General features: G+C 31.4%; 19 protein-coding genes. 3 read left to right on the top strand and 16 right to left on the bottom strand.

Annotated features, from left to right (window positions below; genetic code table 11):
- Positions 1 to 19: 19 nt before the first annotated feature.
- From coaBC to gmk, 3 genes are read right to left on the bottom strand one after another with little or no spacing between them, the layout of a single operon-like run.
- Positions 20 to 1,192 (bottom strand): bifunctional phosphopantothenoylcysteine decarboxylase/phosphopantothenate--cysteine ligase CoaBC, encoded by a 1,173-nt coding sequence (gene coaBC / locus BN38_RS06755; protein WP_044566198.1) that lies wholly within the window; start codon positions 1,190 to 1,192, stop codon positions 20 to 22.
- Complete coding sequence (gene rpoZ / locus BN38_RS06750; protein WP_044566197.1) at positions 1,189 to 1,374, bottom strand: DNA-directed RNA polymerase subunit omega; 186 nt, start codon at positions 1,372 to 1,374, stop codon at positions 1,189 to 1,191. Before rpoZ ends, coaBC begins: the two co-directional genes overlap by 4 nt.
- The gene (gmk, locus tag BN38_RS06745) at positions 1,367 to 1,975 is read right to left on the bottom strand and encodes a guanylate kinase (RefSeq protein ID WP_044566196.1); all 609 of its coding nucleotides are present in this window, start codon (positions 1,973 to 1,975) and stop codon (positions 1,367 to 1,369) included. The genes rpoZ and gmk overlap by 8 nt, the downstream gene beginning before the upstream one ends.
- Before the next feature lie 85 nt (positions 1,976 to 2,060).
- Here gmk and BN38_RS06740 point away from each other — a divergent pair, with 85 nt between their 5' ends.
- On the top strand, positions 2,061 to 3,473 hold the full coding sequence (locus BN38_RS06740; RefSeq protein ID WP_230197738.1) for an Rqc2 family fibronectin-binding protein: 1,413 nt from the start codon (positions 2,061 to 2,063) through the stop codon (positions 3,471 to 3,473).
- The gene (locus BN38_RS11380; RefSeq protein ID WP_326544531.1) at positions 3,383 to 3,796 is read left to right on the top strand and encodes an NFACT RNA binding domain-containing protein; all 414 of its coding nucleotides are present in this window, start codon (positions 3,383 to 3,385) and stop codon (positions 3,794 to 3,796) included. Before BN38_RS06740 ends, BN38_RS11380 begins: the two co-directional genes overlap by 91 nt.
- 44 nt (positions 3,797 to 3,840) lie before the next feature.
- Here BN38_RS11380 and BN38_RS06735 read toward each other — a convergent pair whose 3' ends face one another.
- The 9 genes from BN38_RS06735 to rpiB all read right to left on the bottom strand — a co-directional run bounded on the left by BN38_RS06735 (position 3,841) and on the right by rpiB (position 13,830).
- Complete coding sequence (locus tag BN38_RS06735) at positions 3,841 to 4,116, bottom strand: HU family DNA-binding protein (protein WP_044566195.1); 276 nt, start codon at positions 4,114 to 4,116, stop codon at positions 3,841 to 3,843.
- 85 nt (positions 4,117 to 4,201) lie between these two features.
- A complete protein-coding gene (locus BN38_RS06730) occupies positions 4,202 to 5,119 on the bottom strand; it encodes a SurA N-terminal domain-containing protein (RefSeq protein WP_044566193.1) in 918 nt (305 codons plus the stop codon).
- On the bottom strand, positions 5,082 to 6,167 hold the full coding sequence (locus BN38_RS06725; protein ID WP_044566192.1) for a peptidylprolyl isomerase: 1,086 nt from the start codon (positions 6,165 to 6,167) through the stop codon (positions 5,082 to 5,084). Before BN38_RS06725 ends, BN38_RS06730 begins: the two co-directional genes overlap by 38 nt.
- The gene (gene mfd, locus BN38_RS06720) at positions 6,151 to 9,639 is read right to left on the bottom strand and encodes a transcription-repair coupling factor (RefSeq protein WP_044566191.1); all 3,489 of its coding nucleotides are present in this window, start codon (positions 9,637 to 9,639) and stop codon (positions 6,151 to 6,153) included. Before mfd ends, BN38_RS06725 begins: the two co-directional genes overlap by 17 nt.
- Positions 9,639 to 10,220 carry an aminoacyl-tRNA hydrolase gene (pth, locus tag BN38_RS06715; RefSeq protein ID WP_044566190.1) on the bottom strand — a complete coding sequence of 194 codons (582 nt, stop codon included), beginning with the start codon at positions 10,218 to 10,220 and terminating at the stop codon, positions 9,639 to 9,641. Before pth ends, mfd begins: the two co-directional genes overlap by 1 nt.
- Positions 10,221 to 11,207 (bottom strand): ribose-phosphate diphosphokinase, encoded by a 987-nt coding sequence (locus BN38_RS06710; RefSeq protein WP_044566189.1) that lies wholly within the window; start codon positions 11,205 to 11,207, stop codon positions 10,221 to 10,223. It lies immediately after the preceding gene.
- Positions 11,207 to 12,598, bottom strand: coding sequence for a bifunctional UDP-N-acetylglucosamine diphosphorylase/glucosamine-1-phosphate N-acetyltransferase GlmU (gene glmU, locus BN38_RS06705; protein ID WP_044566188.1), 1,392 nt, complete (start codon positions 12,596 to 12,598; stop codon positions 11,207 to 11,209). The genes BN38_RS06710 and glmU overlap by 1 nt, the downstream gene beginning before the upstream one ends.
- Before the next feature lie 7 nt (positions 12,599 to 12,605).
- Positions 12,606 to 13,319 (bottom strand): purine-nucleoside phosphorylase, encoded by a 714-nt coding sequence (gene deoD / locus BN38_RS06700; protein WP_044566187.1) that lies wholly within the window; start codon positions 13,317 to 13,319, stop codon positions 12,606 to 12,608.
- 67 nt (positions 13,320 to 13,386) lie between these two features.
- Positions 13,387 to 13,830 carry a ribose 5-phosphate isomerase B gene (rpiB, locus tag BN38_RS06695; protein ID WP_044566186.1) on the bottom strand — a complete coding sequence of 148 codons (444 nt, stop codon included), beginning with the start codon at positions 13,828 to 13,830 and terminating at the stop codon, positions 13,387 to 13,389.
- A 121-nt stretch (positions 13,831 to 13,951) separates the two neighbouring features.
- On the opposite strand from rpiB, the gene murC reads away from it, so the two are divergent.
- Positions 13,952 to 15,355, top strand: a complete 1,404-nt coding sequence (gene murC / locus BN38_RS06690; RefSeq protein WP_044566185.1) for a UDP-N-acetylmuramate--L-alanine ligase — start codon at positions 13,952 to 13,954, stop codon at positions 15,353 to 15,355.
- Positions 15,356 to 15,401: 46 nt separating this feature from the next.
- Here murC and BN38_RS06685 read toward each other — a convergent pair whose 3' ends face one another.
- Genes BN38_RS06685 through BN38_RS06670 form a run of 4 tightly spaced genes read right to left on the bottom strand, consistent with a single transcriptional unit; the run spans position 15,402 to position 19,296 of the window.
- A complete protein-coding gene (locus tag BN38_RS06685; RefSeq protein ID WP_044566184.1) occupies positions 15,402 to 15,755 on the bottom strand; it encodes a type II toxin-antitoxin system PemK/MazF family toxin in 354 nt (117 codons plus the stop codon).
- Positions 15,745 to 16,857: an alanine racemase gene (gene alr, locus BN38_RS06680; RefSeq protein WP_044566183.1), complete on the bottom strand. Its 1,113-nt coding sequence runs from the start codon at positions 16,855 to 16,857 to the stop codon at positions 15,745 to 15,747. The genes BN38_RS06685 and alr overlap by 11 nt, the downstream gene beginning before the upstream one ends.
- Position 16,858: 1 nt before the next feature.
- Positions 16,859 to 18,037, bottom strand: coding sequence for an NAD(P)H-hydrate dehydratase (locus tag BN38_RS06675; RefSeq protein WP_044566182.1), 1,179 nt, complete (start codon positions 18,035 to 18,037; stop codon positions 16,859 to 16,861).
- The gene (locus tag BN38_RS06670; RefSeq protein WP_044566181.1) at positions 18,034 to 19,296 is read right to left on the bottom strand and encodes an amidohydrolase; all 1,263 of its coding nucleotides are present in this window, start codon (positions 19,294 to 19,296) and stop codon (positions 18,034 to 18,036) included. The genes BN38_RS06675 and BN38_RS06670 overlap by 4 nt, the downstream gene beginning before the upstream one ends.
- Positions 19,297 to 19,317 lie beyond the last annotated feature (21 nt).

Here is a 19,317-nt window from a genome sequence, read left to right as displayed (position 1 = left end):
AACTTTAGCGTAAATAATCTCACCTAACTAAATCTAATATTTTATTTGCTAATTCTACCTTAGTCATTATATCGAGGTTTATGACATTATCTTTTGAAATAATACTTGCAATATTGGTATCGGTGTTAAAACCTGCTCCATCTTTCTTCAAATCGTTGGCTATAATGTAATCAGCATTTTTGGATATAAGTTTTTTATTTGCATTATCAATCAAATCATCCGTTTCAGCAGCAAAACCAATAATGGTTTGCTTAGTTTTTACTGATCCAAAATATTTAAGTATATCAGTATTTTCGATAAATTCCATGTTTAAATTGGATCCTGATTTTTTGATTTTCTTATCGCTAACTTCACTTGCCTTATAATCTACAGGCGCTGCAGCCATTATTAGTGCATCTGCATCACTAAAATTGCTTTCTATAGCATCCTTTAACTGATCATTTGTTTTTATCTCTATTCGATTAATACCAGCTATTTCGAAAGGTTTAACAGGCCCTGATATAAGAGTAACATTAGCTCCTCTTTTTTTTGCTTCATTTGCTATATTATAGCCCATTTTACCTGATGAATGATTGGTAATATATCTTACAAAATCTATAGGCTCTATGGTTGGTCCAGCAGTCACTATTATGTTTTTGCCAAGCAAATCTTTTTTTGTGAAGTAGTCTTCCAAGTATTCTACAATTTGTTCAGGTTCTTCCATTCTACCATCACCAATTGTATCACAAGCAAGGATTCCTGATTCTGGAGCTATGACCTTAACGCCATAAGACTTTAAAGTTTCAATGTTTTTTTGAGTAGCAGGATTGTGTAGCATTTGGGTGTTCATAGATGGTGCTATGATAACATCCTTGGCACAAGCCAAGTAAGCGGCTGTTAGGAAATTGTCTGAGATTCCATGTGCCATCTTGCCAATAGTTGAAGCTGAAGCCGGTGCTATAAGCATTACATCAGCCCATTTAGGTAAATCAATATGATGAACTATATCATGGTGACCTTCCCACATATCTGAGTAAACTTCTGACCTTGCCATGGTTTCAAAAGCTAAGGGTCTTACAAATTCTGTCGCACTAGGAGTCATAATCACCTTTATATTGGCACCTTTTTTTATTAGTCTTGAGCATAGCTCAAGATCTTTATAACAAGCTATGCCTCCAGTAACCCCTAGTAAAATATTTTTTCCTTTAATCATTTCTTACAAACTTTACCTTCAACTACTTCGTTTAGGGCTTGTGTGACTGGTTTTGCTTCAACTTTTTTAGTTAGTGGAGCAGAACCACTTACAATTCTTCTTGCTCTTTTTGATACCATCATACAAATGTCGTATCTACTTGGGCTAATTTCTGATAGCTTCTTAAAAGATGGGTTATTCATCTAAAATCTCCTTTATGTCAAAATCTTCTTCTCTAAAGACCTTATGCTTTTCAGCATTAATAATCTCGTTTACTGAGTTAATAGCTGAGTTAATGTGGTCGTTTATAACAAGGTAATCGTAGTACTTGATGTACTCAAGCTCTTTTCTAGCATTTTTCATTCTAACATTGATGTCTTGTTCTGTTTCGGTACCTCGACCTACTATCCTATTTTTAAGTTCTGATAGGCTCGGTGGAGCAAGGAAGATGAAAACAGCATTTTCAGTGTTTTGTTTGACATTTACTGCACCTTGGACATCTATTTCAAGAACTACAATTTTACCTTCATTAATTTTTCTTTCTACGAATTCTTTTGGAGTTCCGTAATAATTGTTATGTACCTTGGCATATTCAAGAAATTCATCTTCATCAATCATTTGCTTAAATTCATCATGAGTCTTATAAAAATAACTTACTCCTTCAATCTCGCCATCTCTCTTATTTCTTGTCGTTGCTGAAACGGAATAAACAAGATTCTTTTGTGTATTCATAAGATCATGAAGGACAGTACCTTTTCCAACTCCTGAAGGACCAGATACTACTAGTAAAAAACCTTTCTTCATTACGCCTCCTTATTATAATTATTTTACTTTTAGCCTTTCTTATTACAAGTTAGAAAATAAAGTATAATAGCAAGGAGGTGACGAAATGAGCTATGATGGAATAGTTACTAGAAAAATAGTAAATGAACTAAGAAAAACACTTTTAGGAGGTAAGATTCAAAAAATAACTCAACCTTCTAAAAATGATATAGTATTTAATGTTTATTCAATGGGTAAGGCTTATAAATTGTTGCTTAGTGCAAATAACAATGAAGCTAGAATCCATTTGACTAATAAAAAATATGAAAACCCTGATGTACCACCAAATTTTACTATGGTACTTAGAAAACATATAAATCAGGGCAAGATTGTTGATATAACACAAAAAGGCTTGGACAGAGTAGTTATCTTCTCTATTAGTTCAATTGATGAAATGGGCTTTGATACATCCAAAAAATTAATTGTTGAAATTATGGGTAAACACTCAAATATCATTTTAACTGACGATGACTATAGGATAATTGATTCAATAAAAAGAGTTAACCTTTCTATGAGTCAGGTAAGACAATTATTGCCAGGTTTAAAATATGAATTCATAGAAGATAGCAAACACGATATTAGTGTAGAAGATTATGATATTAAAACTTTGGATCAAAGATTAGCGGATACTGCCGTTCCCTATAAAATTTTCTATCAAAATTACCAAGGCTTCTCCCCTATTATAGGAAAAGAATTAATCTATAGGGCTGATATAGACCCAAATATTAAATGGGGATTAGTAAGTGAGGATGAGAAAGCTAGACTAAATGACCTATTATATGATTTAAAAGATAGAATTATCAATGATGACCTAGGCTCTTATTCTTATGAAGAAGACGGAAAAGTAAAAGAATTTCACACAATAAAATTAAACCACATTGCCTACCAAGAAATTCAATACGATTTGATGAGCGAAGCCATAGAACATTTTTATGAATATAACAAAACCAACGATAGGTTAAATCAGCTTAAAACAGACTATATTAAAAAAGTTGATTCTCATATAAAACAAACTGAAAAGAAAATCGACATATTGAATACGAATATATTAAACGAAGAAAAACTCGCTGATTTAAGGAAGAATGGAGATCTTCTATCTGCAAATGTTCATAGAATAAAAAAAGGTGATAAGAAAATAATCGTTTCTGACTTCTACGATGCTAATAAAGAAATCACAATCAACATAGATCCTCTAAAAACACCTTGGGAAAATGCTGAGAGTTTCTATAATAGAGCTAAAAAGATTAAAAATTCAGTTGACTACGCTAAAAAAGACTTACCTAAGCAAATAAGTCATTTAGAATATCTACGACAATTAAAATACTTTATATCAAGGACTAAAAGTATTGAAGATATTAATGATCTTAGAGAAGAGATGGTAGAAAATGGATTGATAAAAAAATCTACAAAGAAAAAATTAAAAATTCAAAATCCAAACCATATCATTATAAGACTAACAATGGCTCAGATATATATGTAGGTAAAAATTCTAAACAAAATGATTATATCACACTGAAACTAGCTAACAAAAATGATCTTTGGTTCCACGTGAAAGATGTTCCTGGTAGCCATGTAATATTAAGATCAGATAATATAAATCAAGAAGATATAGAAATTGCTTCCTATCTTGCAGCTATAAACTCATCAATATCAAATGATAACAAAATAGATATAGATTATACTGAAAAGAAAAATGTCAACAAAGCCAAAGGAGCTGCCCCTGGCATGGTATATTATGAAGATTTTAAAACCATTACTGTCGACTCAAATATTAATATGGAAGATAGATATAAAGAAATATAAAAACCGGACCTTTATTTCAAGTTCCGGTTTGTTTTTTTATATTTTTAGTTTACAGCTTCTTTTAATGTTTTACCTGCTTTGAAAACTGGTGCTTTAGAAGCTGGAATTTTAATAACTTCGTCAGGTTTTCTTGGGTTTCTACCTTCACGAGCTTTTCTATCTCTTGTTTCAAATGTTCCAAAACCAACTAACTGAACTTTTTCGCCACTTGCTAATGTTTCAGTAATTGTTTCTATCAATGCGTTTAAAGCTTTTTCAGATTCACTTTTTTTAAGTCCACTTTTTTCTGAAATGCTTACTAATAATTCTGATTTATTCATATTTCCTCCTATAAATCAAATATATGATTCTGTTTAACTCTATACTTGATTATACAAAACAATTTGCCTTTTTTCAAGACTTATATTAGACAAAAAGCCTAATTTTAGTCTTTTTCGTCAAATTATTTAGATATTTTTCGTAACTTTCTTTCAAATATATTTCCTTAAGCTTGATTAATAATTCATTCTCGTTTTCATTATAAGAATTAATCATCAAAATCATAAACTTATCATCAAATTCAAATACATCACTTAGCTCATCTTTTTTGCTAACATTTGCTTTTTCTATTTTTGGATCATCTAAATACACAAAATCCGATCTTATGACATCATAATTTTTAATGGGACTTTTGACATATTGGTAAAAATCATCAGAAGATTTAATCTTCTCCCTAAATCTTTTTGCCTCATTCTCGTTATCAAAAACTAGGACATCATACTTATACATCCTATGGTATTTATCGTTTTTTTTGTAGTAGCTTAAGATTTCGCTGTCTTTGATTTTATTATGATTTATGAAATAATCATAGTGTTGTTTTCTTATAGAGTCTCTATATAAAACATCACTAAAGTCATTTTCACTTAAGTCTATGGCAGTAATATTAGCTTTTAATGAATCTTTTCCACCTAGCTGATCTTCTAGATTATTTCTTAATTCTGCTGCCTTTGAATCATCTACTTTAATATTATTTGCCTTTAGGTCATTTAGCATAAGTTGATCTTTTACCAAAGAATCAGTCAACTCTTCTTGTAGGACATCATTATTAGTCTTACCTTTGGCAACTTCAATATCCAAATAATCTTCGCCGTATTTTTTGGTATAAAATTTTTGATAATACTCAAGCTCTTTGGTAAATAATTCCTGACTAATAGGAACATCTCCAACTAAGGCTATAGAATTTTTGTATTCCTTTTTATTATTACAAGAGCTTAAGCTTATTATAACAAGTAAAGCTAATAATAGCTTAGTTGTTTTTGTCTTCTTTATCTTTGTCTGTTTCATCAGATTCTTCAGTTTCTGCTTCTTCTTTAGAATCAGCATCTTCTTTAGTTTCAACTTCTGTTGTTGATTCTTTTTCTTCACTGTCAGCATTTTCTTCTTCTGTGCTGTTAGAATCTTCAGTAACTACATCTGCACCATCTCTTAATTCTTGTAGGTAATTTTTGTATTTTTCATTAGCTAATAAAGTCTTGATTTGTTCTTTTGAATCTTCTGCAGATTCTTTAATATCATTAACTTTTATAATATGCCAACCAAATTGAGTTTGAACTGGATCACTTATTTCATCTTTTTTCATTGCAAAAGCTTTTTCTTCAAATTCTGCAACCATTTGTCCTTTTGCAAATTCTCCTAATTCTCCACCCTTGTCCTTGTTGGCAGTATCTTTAGAGTATTCGCTAGCTAATTTTGCAAAGTCTTCACCATCGTCCAATTTTTGTTTTACTTCTTTAGCTGTTTCTTCATCTTCTACTAATATGTGAGATGCATCAACTTTCTTAAATTGGTCTTTGTTTTCTTCATAGTATTTGTTGATTTCATCTTCAGTTACTTCATGATTTTTGTCAAACCATTCTTTGTGTTTTTTATACATCAAATCTTTTTTGATGGTTTCCTTAAACATTTCTACATCCATGTTGTAGTCATCTAACATTTTGTCGAATGTTTCTTTGCCACCAAGTCTATCAACTTGTTGTAAAAATGCGTCTGAAACTTCTTTATCATCTACTTTTAAATCATTTTTTGCAGAATCATCAGCAATAAGTTTATCCTGGATCATCATTTGGATAACTGAATTTTTAAGTTGTTGTTGGCTTGCAAGAGTTGCTCCATAGAAAGAAATTTCTTTTTTATAGTCATCCTTGGTCAACTTTTCACCATTTACCATAGCAACGGTTTTATCATCTAATTGAGAATTAGTATCTTTTGTTGCTTTTTCTGTTGATTCTACTTTTGTGTCTTCTTTTGTATTTGCATCTTGATTGTTATTGCAAGCTGCTAAAAACATTGAACTTGTCAATAAAAGTGCTACTAATTTACTTGTTTTTTTCATCATTACTCCTTATATTATCAATTACTTCTAAAAGATTATAGGTATCAATTAATTTTGTTTTCGAAATTGGAATCTTAAAAGATGGCCTATCTGATAGGTTCATTTGCATTTCACCTTTAAATGATGTGCTTATTTCCTTTAGTTCTTCCAAAGAAAAATCTTCTCTATTTTCAAAATATAAATTAACAAAACCTTTCAATTCTCTTATTTCCTTAAAACCTATTTTTTCAGCTAAGGATTTAATAAGGGATACATACATTATATTATCCACCATTATTGGGATATCGCCATAAATATCAATCAAATCTTCGACCAAAACATTATAGTCATCGCTATCGCTGATGCTTGCAATCCTTGTATACATCTCAATTTTTTGAGCTTCATCACTTATATATGAGTTTGGAATATAAGCATCAACCTTAATATCTATATATACATCAGATTTCTTTTTGATATCTATTTCTTTGCCCGAAGCTTTTTCTACCGCTTCTTGTAAGAACTTAACATAGAGATCATAACCAACTGCTTCAACGTGGCCGCTTTGGCTTTCACCTAAGAGATTTCCAGCTCCTCTTAGTTCTAAGTCTTTCATAGCAATTTTGTAGCCGCTGCCAAAATCAGAAAAATCTCTAATAGATTTTAGTCTCTTTTCACTAATTTCGGATAAGACTTTTCCCCTCCTATATGTAAAATAAGCATAGGAGGACCTATTACCTCTACCTATCCTACCCTTTAGCTGGTAAAGTTGGGAGAGCCCCATCATATCCGAATCATAAACTATAAGGGTATTCACATTTGAAATATCCATCCCAGTTTCTATTATGGTTGTAGAAAGCAAAATATCAATATCTCCAATCACAAAATCATTCATAATATTTTCAATTTGTTTGGGACTTAATTTACCATGGATTATCTCTATCCTTGCATGAGGAACTAGTTCAGATAGGTGATTATACAATAAAGTTATATTATGGACTCTGTTATATACAAAATATACTTGACCATTTCTGTTTAGTTCTTTTTCTATAGCAGATTTAATAATATTTTCATCGTATTCAATGACATAAGTATTAACAGGAAGTCTTTCCTCTGGTGGTTCATCAAGTGTTGATAAGTCTCTAATACCCGCCAGAGACATTTGTAAGGTTCTTGGTATTGGTGTTGCTGAAAGGGTTAGGACATCTAAATTGGTTTTTAGCCCTTTTAACTTTTCTTTATCTTTAACGCCAAATCTTTGCTCCTCATCAATTATTAATAAACCCAATTTTTTGAATGATACATCTTTTGATAAAATCCTATGAGTACCTATTACAAAGTCAACTTTGCCATTCTTTAGGTCCTTAACCGTCTGATCTTGTTCCTTCTTGCTATTAAACCTAGACAATAATCTTATATCCATAGGAAAATCTTTGAATCTATCCCTCGCTGTCTCATAATGTTGACTAGCTAGTATTGTTGTTGGAACCAGAAAAGCTACTTGATAACCATCTACAATAGCTTTAAAGGCAGCTCTTAAGGCAACTTCTGTTTTACCATAGCCAACATCACCTGTCAAAAGTCTATCCATAGGTTTGTCAGTTTCCATATCATCTTTTATCTCACGAATACTTCGAATTTGACTATAGGTTTCTTCGTAAGGAAAAGATTCTTCAAACTCATTTTGCCAAGGTGTGTCTGATCCAAAGGCATGACCACGGATCTTTGATCTTTGTGCATAGAGTTTTACCAAGTCATCAGCTATTTCATCTACTGCTTTTTTGGCTCTTTGCTTAGCCTTTGTCCAAGTAGGTGAGCCAAGTGTGGATAATTTAGGCTTTTCTCCCTTGTTACCAATATATTTGGATACGAGATTCATCTGATCAATTGGGACATATACCTTGTCATTGCCCTTATAATTTATGACAATAAAGTCTTTTTGAATATTGTTAACTTCGATTTTTTCAAGGCCGCTATAAATTCCAATACCATTGTTCTCATGTACAACATAATCACCAATATCTAAATCAGAATAGTTTATGATATCTGACGAAGATAATTTATTTTTAATCTTCTTGTGAGTCTTATTTTTACCATGACCATATAGCTCTTTTTGAGTAAATACATAGAGCTTTTCACTTGGTATATAATATCCTTCTTTGGCATATATATCAGATATACTTACTTGACTTGTGTCTTCATAAGAAGCATTGCTTATATTATTGTACTTGAAGACATCGTAGAGTTTTTCTTTATTATCTTCATTTGAAGTAAGAACATAAACTTTAGCCTTACTTTCTAAATTTTGTGTGAATTCAACAAAAGCATCAATATTCTTATTGAAGATTTCTGCTTCCATTGTCTTTAAATCAACTAAAAACCTAGGGTTAAATAGTTTGGATCTTTTTAATAAAGATGTAAGGTTCACTATAGAAAAACTTTCGATTTTTTTGTATAGGTCATCACCTGTTAGCAGTAAATCTTTAAAACTATTAAATACTTCACCCCTATCCCTTTGATAGGTAATATTTTCTATAAAACTAGTTTCATTGCTTTCCTCTGCTTGAGCTATTCTGGAAATATCATCAAATACAAAAACTGTATCTTCTGCTAAGTAATCTGTAAAGTCTTCATAGTTACTTTTTCTGTAAGGATTTATCAAATCCCAATTTGATACATAGTGACTATTTGTAAGATAATCTATTATTTGATTGTATTTATCAATTAACTTCTGGTCATTGCTATTATCTTGGCTAATATTATGAATTTCTTTTTTGATTTCAATAATTGCTGCATTAAAATCATCCTCATTATATATAAGCTCATTTAAGGGAGAAATCGTGACCTCATCAATATTTTCAATAGTCCTTTGATTCTTTTCATTAAAAATTCTAATTGAATCAATCTCATCATCAAACAATTCCAGACGTATTGGATGGTCATAATCTACTGGCCAAAAATCTATTATAGATCCACGTCTAGAAAATTCACCCTTATTTTCGACTAAAGATGTAATTGTATAATTTAAATCTGATAAAGTCTTAATTAGCTTTTCATCATCAATCACATCCTCGCTTGTTATATTAACAAAACTCTCATTAAATTTGTGTAAAGGAGTCAATTTATTTTTTATGGCATCAAGAGTCGTAACTGTAATGAATTTTTCTTTTTTTGCTTGTTTTATCAAAATTTGCATACGATCAGAGGTGATTTGATCATCAATTGATTTTATATTATAAAAATTAATATCATAGGCTGGATAATATAATCCAATATCTTCCAAGCTATTGATATCGGCTAAATATTCTTTAGCTCTTTTTTCATTCTCGGCTATTAAAACAATATTCTTATCTAAACTTGCAAAAAGAGATAAAACCAAATGTGCTTTTATCCCTTCTGTAAGTCCATGCATATATATTGGAGAGCTATTTCCTATATTTTCATTTACAGTTTTTATTTGTTCAAGATTAACTAATCTATTAATTAATGGATTCATTACAACTCTTCCAACAAGTTTATAGAATTAAACTTGTTCATTGCTTTATCAATTCCACTTTCAAGCAATGTTTCAATAGATTGAGAAGCTAGCTTTATTTCTTCTCTTATTATCTCGACTTCCTTTTCGCTAAAACCACTTAATACAAAGTTAGCAAGGTCCATATAATCTGGTTTTTTGCCTACTGCAACTTTTATCCTTGGAAAAGTATCATATTGCAGTTGATAAATGATTGACTTCATTCCATTGTGAGTTCCAGCAGAACCTTTTTGTTTAATCCTTATTTTTCCAAAATCAATATCTATATCATCTACAATAACAATAAGCTTATCTTCCTCAAATTTATAAAAATTTCTAAAATCCCTTACTGCTTCACCTGAATTGTTCATATAAGTTTGTGGCTTTATGAGCATGACTTTTTGGCCAGAAATTTCTCCCTGGCCATATAAGGCTTTAAATTTTGATTTTTTAACGTCAATGTTGTGTTTATTGGCAAGGTAATCAATAGTTAAAAACCCAACATTATGCCTGGTATTTTCGTATTGCCTACCTGGATTGCCAAGTCCTACTATAAAATACATTTATTCTCCATCATCAAAAAGACCACTTATTGATTCATAGGTATTGATTCTATGAATTGCTTCGGCAAGTAATGGTCCAACTTCCAATTGCTTTATCTTATCAAGTTGTTTTTCTTTTGGAAGTTCGATTGTATTTGTTATAATAACTTCTTTTACACTAGAATCAGAAAGTCTTTCAATTGCTTTTCCTGACAATACACCATGAGTTGCAGCTATATATACGTCTTTTGCTCCATTTTCAATCAAATAGTTTGCTGCATTTGTAATGGTTCCTGCTGTATCAACCATGTCATCTACTAGAATTGCATGTTTGCCTTTGAAATCGCCTATAACACTCATTACCTCAGATACATTTGGCATTGGACGTCTTTTTTCAATAATAGCTATTGGAAGTTTTAAATAATCTGAAAATTCACGAGCCCTTCTTACTCCACCCAAGTCAGGGCTTACTACAACAAAGTCATCTGGTTTATCAAAAGCCATGTCTGTAAAGTAGCTTGATAGAAGTCTTATAGCTGAAAAGTGGTCTACTGGTATATCAAAATAACCTTGAATTTGTCCAGCATGCAAGTCCATTGTGATAATTCTATCAACTCCAGCTATTGTCAATAGATTAGCAACAAGTTTTGCAGTTATTGGTTCACGGCCTCTAGTTTTTCTGTCTTGTCTAGCGTATCCATAATATGGAATTATAGCATTGATATAACCTGCTGAAGCTCTTCTGCAAGCATCCACCATAATTAGTAGTTCCATAAGATTATCATTAGTTGGATAAGATGTAGGTTGAACAATATATACATCTTTTCCCCTAATAGATTCGTTGATTTTGATTTTTATTTCACCATCACTAAACTTTTCAATCTCGGATTCTCCAAGCTCAACTCCTAATGCTTTAGCTATAGATGCAGAAAGCTTATGATTGGCATTTCCGCTTAGTAGTTTTAGTTCTCCTCTTTGGATAAATGATTGTGAATTTTTAGATGACATTATTTCTCCTTTGATTTTTCTATATCTCTTTTACGTTTTTTATAAGTGTAACCAGCAATATTTTTTTGCTCAGCCCTCTCTATTGATAACATACCCTCATTAACATCTTTTGTAATTGTTGAACCAGCTGCTATATAGGCATCTTTTTTAATATTAACTGGGGCTACTATGTTTGAATTTGATCCTATGAAGGCATCATCTTCAACTATTGATCTATGTTTAAATTTCCCATCATAATTTACGAAAATAACTCCACATCCTATATTTATGCCACTACCAAGATCGCTATCTCCAATGTATGCTAAGTGTCCTGCTTTTGTATTATCTCCAACATTTGAGTTTTTGACCTCAACAAAGTTACCAATGTGAACATTCTTGCCCAGATTAGCCTTTGGTCTTAAATGAGAGTAAGGGCCTATATCAGTTCCTTCGGCAACACTTGAAGATTCTATAACTGAATTGTCAATTTTTACATCATTACTGATTTTTGAGTCTTCAATTCTTGTTGATCCTTCTATTATACAGTTTTCTCCAATAACTGTTTGGCCCAATAGTTTTACTGGACCAGAAATTACTGTATCTTGTCCAATTTTTACTAATGGATCTATGATAACCATATCTGGATTTTCAATTATAACTCCATTTATCATATGATTATCATTTACTCGTTTTTGTAGTATTTTACTTGCTTCAGCAAGCTCTTTTTTATTATTTATTCCATAAAATTCACTAGGATCATGAGCTGTAAATGCCATAACCTTTTCGCCTTGGTTATATAATATATCTATACAATCTGTAAGATATAGTTCATTTTGTTCATTATTTGATTCTAGACATGTCACAGAGTTTTTGAAGCATTTACCATTAAAAGCATATATTCCTGTATTTATTTCATCAATTGAATTTTGAGATAGGTCAAGATCTTTATGCTCAACTATGCCTATAAATTCCCCTTTTTCATCTCTGATGATTCTTCCATAGCCAATAGGATTAATTACTCTAGTAGATAATACAGAAGCGCAAGAATTTGCTTCTATGTGATTGTCCACAAATTCCTTTATGGAAGCTTTTGTAATTAGAGGTATGTCCCCGTTTAATACTAAAACTGTATCATCATCTTCGATTTCACTTACTGCAAGTGATGCTGCATAGCCAGTACCATAAGGATAGGCTTCTCCTATTTTTTGTTCAACAATTATTTCATCTGTAAAAATTTCTTCTAAGGCATTTTTATTTTTGCCAGCAATTATTATAGTTTGAGATTCGTCTAATTTTGAAGAATCCACAACATATCTAATCATTTCTCTATTGAGTAATTTGTGTAAAACTTTAGATTTTTGGGACTTCATTCTAGTCCCTTCACCTGCTGCTAATATTATTGTTTTTATCATAAATTTCCTAAGCGATTTCTAATGCTAACTTCATCATATCTGTATATGATTTTTCTCTATTTTCTGCACTATCTGCTACATTTTCTACTAAGGAATCACTAATAGTAAATATACCTAGTGCCTTCTTGCCATATTTTCTTGCGGTCATATATAGGCCATATGATTCCATTTCAACGCATAAAACCCCGTATTTTTTTAGATTTTCAAATACACCTTCAGGTAGTTCATTATAGAATTGGTCTGAACTATGAACCTGTCCACAGTGGGTTGTGTAATTTAAATCTACTGACTTATTATAAGCTTCTAGCATTAAGTCAAAATCTGGGGTTGGTGAAAAGTTTATATTTGCAAATAGATTATCATTTATTGAGCTTTCTGAACAAGCACTTGTAGCTATTACTATATCGTGTAGCTTTATATTTTCTTGCATGGAACCAGCTGTACCAATTCTTATAATTGTGTCAACATCATATCCATCAAACAATTCATTGTAATAAATCATTGATGATGGAATTCCCATTCCAGAACCCATTACAGAAACTCTCTTTCCTTCATAATATCCAGTAAAACCAAGCATTCCACGGGTATTGTTGAATTGAGTGACATCTTCTAAGAAGTTTTCTGCAATATATTTTGCCCTGAGTGGATCTCCTGGCATTAATACTGTACTAGCAATTTCATCTGGACTTTTAGCCGAGATATGTGGTGTAGGTATATTCATTTAACTCTCCTTTTATAAACTTCATTAATTATATGATATCATTTTTGGATGATTTTTTAAATCTAACTTATTTATTAGATTCTAAATTAATTATTTTGTCAACCCTTTTTTGGTGACGCCCACCTTCAAAATCTGTTTTAGCAAATTCCTCTACTATCATTTTTGCTGTTTCACTACCAATAACCCTTGCGCCTATGCATAGACAGTTTGCATTGTTGTGGGCCCTGCTCATCCTTGCTGAATAGCATTCAGATACTGCTGCTGCTCTTATTCCACAAATTTTGTTAGCTGATATACTCATTCCTATACCAGTTCCACAGATTAATATAGCAAAATCAGCTTCTTTTTCTAGAACTTTTTGACAGGCAAGGTTTGCAAAATCTGGATAATCAACACTTTCATTCTCAGTAGTTCCCACGTGAATAACTTCATGTCCAAGCGACTCTAATGTTTCTTTTACTACATCAACTAGATCAAGACCACCATGATCATTTCCAATTACATACTTCATTTAATCCTCCGTCATAATTTTCTAATTTTATGTTAACACAGGTCAAAGTACTTTACAAGTAAATTAAAAAAGCATATGATATATGATATAAACCCAAAAGATAAACTAATTAGGAGATATAATGTTTGAATTTAATTTAAATGAACATGATTTTAAAAAGGTTCATTTTATTGGAATAGGCGGTATTTCGATGAGCGGTATCGCTTCTTTGTTGTTAAATAAAGGATATGAAGTGTCTGGTTCTGACAGGTCACTTACAGAAATTACTAAACATCTAAAAGATGAGGGCGCAGAGATTTTTATAGGCCAAAGTAAGGATAACATCAAAAATCCAGATTTAGTCGTTTATACTGATGCTATTTTAGATGATAATGAAGAAATTATTGCTGCTAGAAAACTAGATGTTCCAGTTGTTAGTAGAGGAGTTTTTCTAGGTGCTTTGATGAGAAACTACGAAAATTCAATAGCTGTTTCAGGTTCTCATGGCAAATCCACAGCAACTAGTATGATTTCAAAAATCCTACTAAATTCTAAAGAAGATGCTACGATCCTACTTGGTGGGGAACTTGAAGAAATGAAGGGTAATGTTCACGTTGGTGAGCAAAAATATCTAGTAACAGAAGCTTGTGAATACAAGGGCAATATTAGATATTATTACCCACAAACTGTCATAGTCCTAAATATCGACGAAGATCATCTAGACTATTATAAAAATTTAGAGGATATAGTTGATACTTTTAAATGTTATTTGCAAAATCAAGACGAAAATTCCAAAACAATCCTAAATTTAAATGAGCCTAACAATAGATTAATAATTGATTCTGTTAAAGGTGAGCTTATAACCTATGCTCAAGAAAATTATGGTGCAGACTATGTAGCACATAATATTAAATTTGATGAAATTGGTAGACCTAACTTTGACTTAAAAATGAAAAACGGCATGGTTGAACATTTTGAACTTGGAGTAATCGGTAGACATAATATAAATAATGCTATGGCTGCTATTATTGCAACATTTGAAAATGGTATAGATCTAGAAACTATAAAAGAAAATATCAAAGAATATTCTGGACTAAAAAGAAGAATGGAAATAATAGGACACTTTAATGAGGCAACTATTATGACTGATTATGGTCACCACCCATCAGAGATAGAAGTAACTTTAGAAGCCTTAAAAGAACATACAGAGGGTAGACTCGTTTGCGTTTGGCAACCACATACTTATAGTAGAACCAAGACATTGTTCAATGATTTCTTAAATTGTTTTGATGCTTGTGATGAAGTTATAATAACGGATATATACGCGGCAAGAGAAAAGTTCGACCCATCAATCCATTCAAAAGATGTAGTTGATGCCTTGGTAAAAAAAGGTATTAACGCTAAATATATTGGAACTTTTGAAAAAGCAAGAGATTATATATACGATATAGTTTCTGATAAAGACTTAGTAATTACTACAGGCTGTGGTAACCCAGATGTACTAGCTCACATGATTGTAGATGATCAAGTAAAAATTGGCGCATAAAAATAAAGGTGTTGTTGCATTTACATATTTGCAACAGCACCTCTTTTTAATAATCGCTTGTAAGATCTAAGGATACAGCCATGGCTTCATTAATCTTTACCATGACATTGTTATCAAATGAACCTATTTTTTCACGTAATCTTCTCTTATCTATTGTTCTTAATTGTTCAAGAAGTGCTACACTATTTTTGGGCAAGCCAAATTCGTTGCCCTTAATCTTCACATGAGTGGGAAGTTTAGCTTTATTTAGTTGACTAGTTATTGGAGCCACTATAATAGTTGGCGAATATTTATTGCCGACATCATTTTGTACGACAATTACAGGTCTTACTCCCCCCTGCTCGCTGCCAACCACGGGAGATAAATCTGCATAGAATAAATCTCCTCTTTTAATTTTCATAGATTTCTCCTAAATAATTAATCATATCTATTACTTTACCGTTTTTTATGTAGACACGTGGAATTCTCATGCCTATGTCTGTCATTAATTCATAGCTTATGGTATTAATTTTATTAGCTTCTTCATAGATATCAGAATATACTATAACCTCATCATCAATACTTACGTCAAGATCTGTTACATCAACCATTATTTGGTCCATACATACTCTACCTAGTACTCTGCAAAGCTTTCCCTTGATTAGAACTTCCCCTACATTGGAAAAAGCTCTCAAAAAACCATCAGCATATCCTATAGGAATTGTAGCAATTTGCATATTTTTTTCTGTTATATATGTACGACCATATGAAATTGGCATTCCTTTTTCTATATTCTTTACAAATGAAATATGTGTTTTGAATTCAAATGACTGATATAGTTTAACATTATTTTGCATTTCGATAGATGGATATAAGCCATATAAAGCCAACCCTACTCTCATCATATTACTTTGGCTTTTAATCTTTAAAGCTCCAGCACTATTTTCTATATGTATGTACTTAAAATCAAAATATTTACTGGTATTTGTTAAGATCCTTTCAAATCTTTCATTTTGTAATTTAGTAAATGTAAGATCTATTTCATCAGCTGTCGAATAATGGCTAAAAATGCCTATAATATTTAAGTTGTGTAGATTTTTCAAAGCTAAAATATCGTCAATCTGATTTTCTCTAAAACCCAATCTCCCGTGGCCACTATCAATAGATATATGTACATTCACTTTATTATTTATATTATCATTAATCTTTTTAGCATATGAAAGGTCGTATATTGGGATGTCTACATCATATTTTATGCATTCATCAACCTCATTGTAGGCTATATAACCTAAAAGCATAATTGGTTTTTTTATACCACTCTTTCTAAGGCAAATTGCCTCTTCCAATCTTGCCACTGCAAAATAGTCAACCTTGTCTTCAATTGATTGAGCTATAGGAACAAGTCCTAGACCATATGCATTAGCTTTGAGTACTGCACAAAATAGTTTGTTGGGTTTTAATGCTCTTATATTTTCTATATTTCTATCAATGTAATCTAAATTTACATTAAGATATGATTCCATACTAATTCCTTAATAATTTAAATGCATCAGGTAAATAATTTATAATATCGCTTGCAATAATAGATTCTTCTCCAAGATCTTCAGAAGCTAAATCTCCAGCTAAAGAATGGATATAGACTCCCAAAACTGCTGCCTCATAGGCATCTAGTCTTTTAAAAAGTGAAGATATTATTCCTGTCAAGACATCTCCACTACCAGCTGTTGCCATACCAGGATTACCAATTTTATTTATGTATAGTTTATCACCATCTGTTATAATTGTTTGGTTACTTTTTAGTACCAAAACTACATTATAAGTTTTTGCAAAATTTTTAGCTAGATTTATTTTATCTTTTTTTATTTCATCAACCGAAAGTTTACTTAGTCTGGCAAATTCTCCCAGATGTGGTGTTAGTATCATTTCCCTGTTTGCGTTTAATATATTTAAATCTTTGCTAATGGCATTGATACCATCAGCATCAATAACAAATTTCATCTCGGTATTTTTGATGATTTCATCAATTAATATTTGTAAATCTTTGCCCTGCCCAATACCAGGGCCAATGGCTAAAACATCCAAATTCTCACAAGCTGATAATATTTGACTTTTAATATTCTCATCGTAGCAAAAACTATAGCAGCCTATTTGTTTTATTATCTGTTCATTGGATTTTATTGCAAGAATGTCTGCAATAGATTCTGGGGAAAAAATATAAGTTAAACCTGCACCAGATCTTAAGGCAGCAAGGCTAGCCATGTAGATAGACCCTGCCATACCAGGACTTCCACCTAATAATCCAATTCTACCATATGTTCCTTTATGACTATCAGATTCTCTATTTGGCAAAATATTCTTAACTTCTTGATTTATTGAATAAATACTTTGCATGTTAGTCGAACATACACCGATGGCATATGAACCATCATGGCTTATGGAGATATCCGCCATAGATTTTTGTCCGTTTATATAAGCAAAAGGTTTAGATTTATCATAAATAATCTCAATTTTTTTTCTTAAGATATAGTGTAGATTAAAGCCAAATGCCTTAATAACAGCTTCTTTTGCAGCAAATATGCCAGCTAAAGATTCGTTTGTATTAACTTTACTTTCTGCATGAGAAATTTCATTTTCAGTGAAAATCTTTCGAATGTTGTTCTTTGTCGAAAACTTTACTATATCAACTAAATCTATGCCTATCATATTAATTCCTTAGATAGACTATTTGCTTTTGCTTTTATATGTCCCTCATCAAGATATACCAGGTTACCATTATCTAAAACTAAGTCTCCATCAATAAATACGTATTTGATATCATCTTCATAAGTTGAGTAGCAAACGGAGCTAAGTATATCATTATTTGGTAAGTGATTAATATTATCTAGATTAATCAAAATTAAATCAGCCTTCTTACCTTTTTCTATACTAGCTATTTGGTCAAAAAGTCCCAAGGCTTTTCCACCATTAACAGTAGCCATCTTTAATATATCGAATGCTTTCAAAGCATCTGGAGAATGGTATTTTGCTAAAAGAGCAGCCATTTCTATTTCTCTAAGCATTGATTGCTTGTTATTACTTGCTGCTGAATCAGTTCCTAAACATACATTTATTCCAGCATCCATCAATCTCTTAACATCTAGTATACCTGATGATAATTTTAGATTGCTTGTAGGGTTATGAACAATAGAAACATTTTTTTCGCTCAAGATTTTTAGATCATCATCACTTAAATATACTCCGTGAGCTGCTATAGTTCTATTATCGAAAATCCCACATTCATCAAATACTTCTGTTGGACTTTGACCATATTTTTTAATGCATTGGTCATTTTCAAATTTAGTTTCTGATAAGTGTATGTGAATAGGCATTTTATATTCTTTTGAAGTTGCAGCAATCTTTCTTAAAAACTCTTTATCAGTTGTATAAACGGCATGAGGTCCAAGAGCAATATCTATTTTGCCATCCTTACCATTAAATTTCTTATACAAGTTTATATTTTCATTAATTCTATAATCGCCAGGATCTGGAGAAGATAGACCTCTTGAAATTTGCGCCCTCAATTTGCCTTTGTCCAAAGCTTTTATAGTTGCCTGTTCAAAAAAGTACATATCAGCAAAACTTGTTGTACCAGATTTAATCATTTCAGCAAAAGATAAAAGCGATGCATTGTATACAATCTCATCATTTAACTTCTCTTCAACAGGAAATATATAATCATTTAGCCAAGTCATCAAGTCGGTATCATTGCCATAATTTCTAAAATAACTCATGGCAACATGGGTATGGCAGTTGACAAAGCCTGGCATGGTTAGAAAATTTGTACCATCAATGACTTTATCAGCTTTAAATTTTTCTAAAGATCCCACTTCTATTATTTTGTCATCTTCAATATAAATATCTCCCTTTATAATATCGGGACTAAGCATATCAAGGATTGATGTATTTTTGATAAGTGTTTTCATATTCCAAAAAAGGAGTGTAAC

This window comes from Anaerococcus provencensis, from assembly GCF_000312365.2.
Taxonomy (GTDB): Bacteria; Bacillota; Clostridia; order Tissierellales; family Peptoniphilaceae; genus Anaerococcus; species Anaerococcus provencensis.
Note: the sequence above shows the minus strand (reverse complement) of the source record. Positions and strands in the feature narration are given on the sequence as shown.

Bases quoted from the DNA above. Each gene is read 5' to 3' on its own strand.
- deoD (WP_044566187.1), bottom strand. From the start codon at position 13,319: ATGAATATACCTACACCACATATCTCGGCTAAAAGTCCAGATGAAATT.
- BN38_RS06730 (WP_044566193.1), bottom strand. From the start codon at position 5,119: ATGAAACAGACAAAGATAAAGAAGACAAAAACAACTAAGCTATTATTA.
- pth (WP_044566190.1), bottom strand. From the start codon at position 10,220: ATGTATTTTATAGTAGGACTTGGCAATCCAGGTAGGCAATACGAAAAT.
- BN38_RS06710 (WP_044566189.1), bottom strand. From the start codon at position 11,207: ATGTCATCTAAAAATTCACAATCATTTATCCAAAGAGGAGAACTAAAA.
- BN38_RS06740 (WP_230197738.1), top strand. From the start codon at position 2,061: ATGAGCTATGATGGAATAGTTACTAGAAAAATAGTAAATGAACTAAGA.
- rpiB (WP_044566186.1), bottom strand. From the start codon at position 13,830: ATGAAGTATGTAATTGGAAATGATCATGGTGGTCTTGATCTAGTTGAT.
- glmU (WP_044566188.1), bottom strand. From the start codon at position 12,598: ATGATAAAAACAATAATATTAGCAGCAGGTGAAGGGACTAGAATGAAG.
- alr (WP_044566183.1), bottom strand. From the start codon at position 16,857: ATGGAATCATATCTTAATGTAAATTTAGATTACATTGATAGAAATATA.
- gmk (WP_044566196.1), bottom strand. From the start codon at position 1,975: ATGAAGAAAGGTTTTTTACTAGTAGTATCTGGTCCTTCAGGAGTTGGA.
- BN38_RS06670 (WP_044566181.1), bottom strand. From the start codon at position 19,296: ATGAAAACACTTATCAAAAATACATCAATCCTTGATATGCTTAGTCCC.
- mfd (WP_044566191.1), bottom strand. From the start codon at position 9,639: ATGAATCCATTAATTAATAGATTAGTTAATCTTGAACAAATAAAAACT.
- BN38_RS06685 (WP_044566184.1), bottom strand. From the start codon at position 15,755: ATGAAAATTAAAAGAGGAGATTTATTCTATGCAGATTTATCTCCCGTG.
- rpoZ (WP_044566197.1), bottom strand. From the start codon at position 1,374: ATGAATAACCCATCTTTTAAGAAGCTATCAGAAATTAGCCCAAGTAGA.
- BN38_RS06725 (WP_044566192.1), bottom strand. From the start codon at position 6,167: ATGAAAAAAACAAGTAAATTAGTAGCACTTTTATTGACAAGTTCAATG.
- BN38_RS06675 (WP_044566182.1), bottom strand. From the start codon at position 18,037: ATGATAGGCATAGATTTAGTTGATATAGTAAAGTTTTCGACAAAGAAC.
- murC (WP_044566185.1), top strand. From the start codon at position 13,952: ATGTTTGAATTTAATTTAAATGAACATGATTTTAAAAAGGTTCATTTT.
- coaBC (WP_044566198.1), bottom strand. From the start codon at position 1,192: ATGATTAAAGGAAAAAATATTTTACTAGGGGTTACTGGAGGCATAGCT.
- BN38_RS06735 (WP_044566195.1), bottom strand. From the start codon at position 4,116: ATGAATAAATCAGAATTATTAGTAAGCATTTCAGAAAAAAGTGGACTT.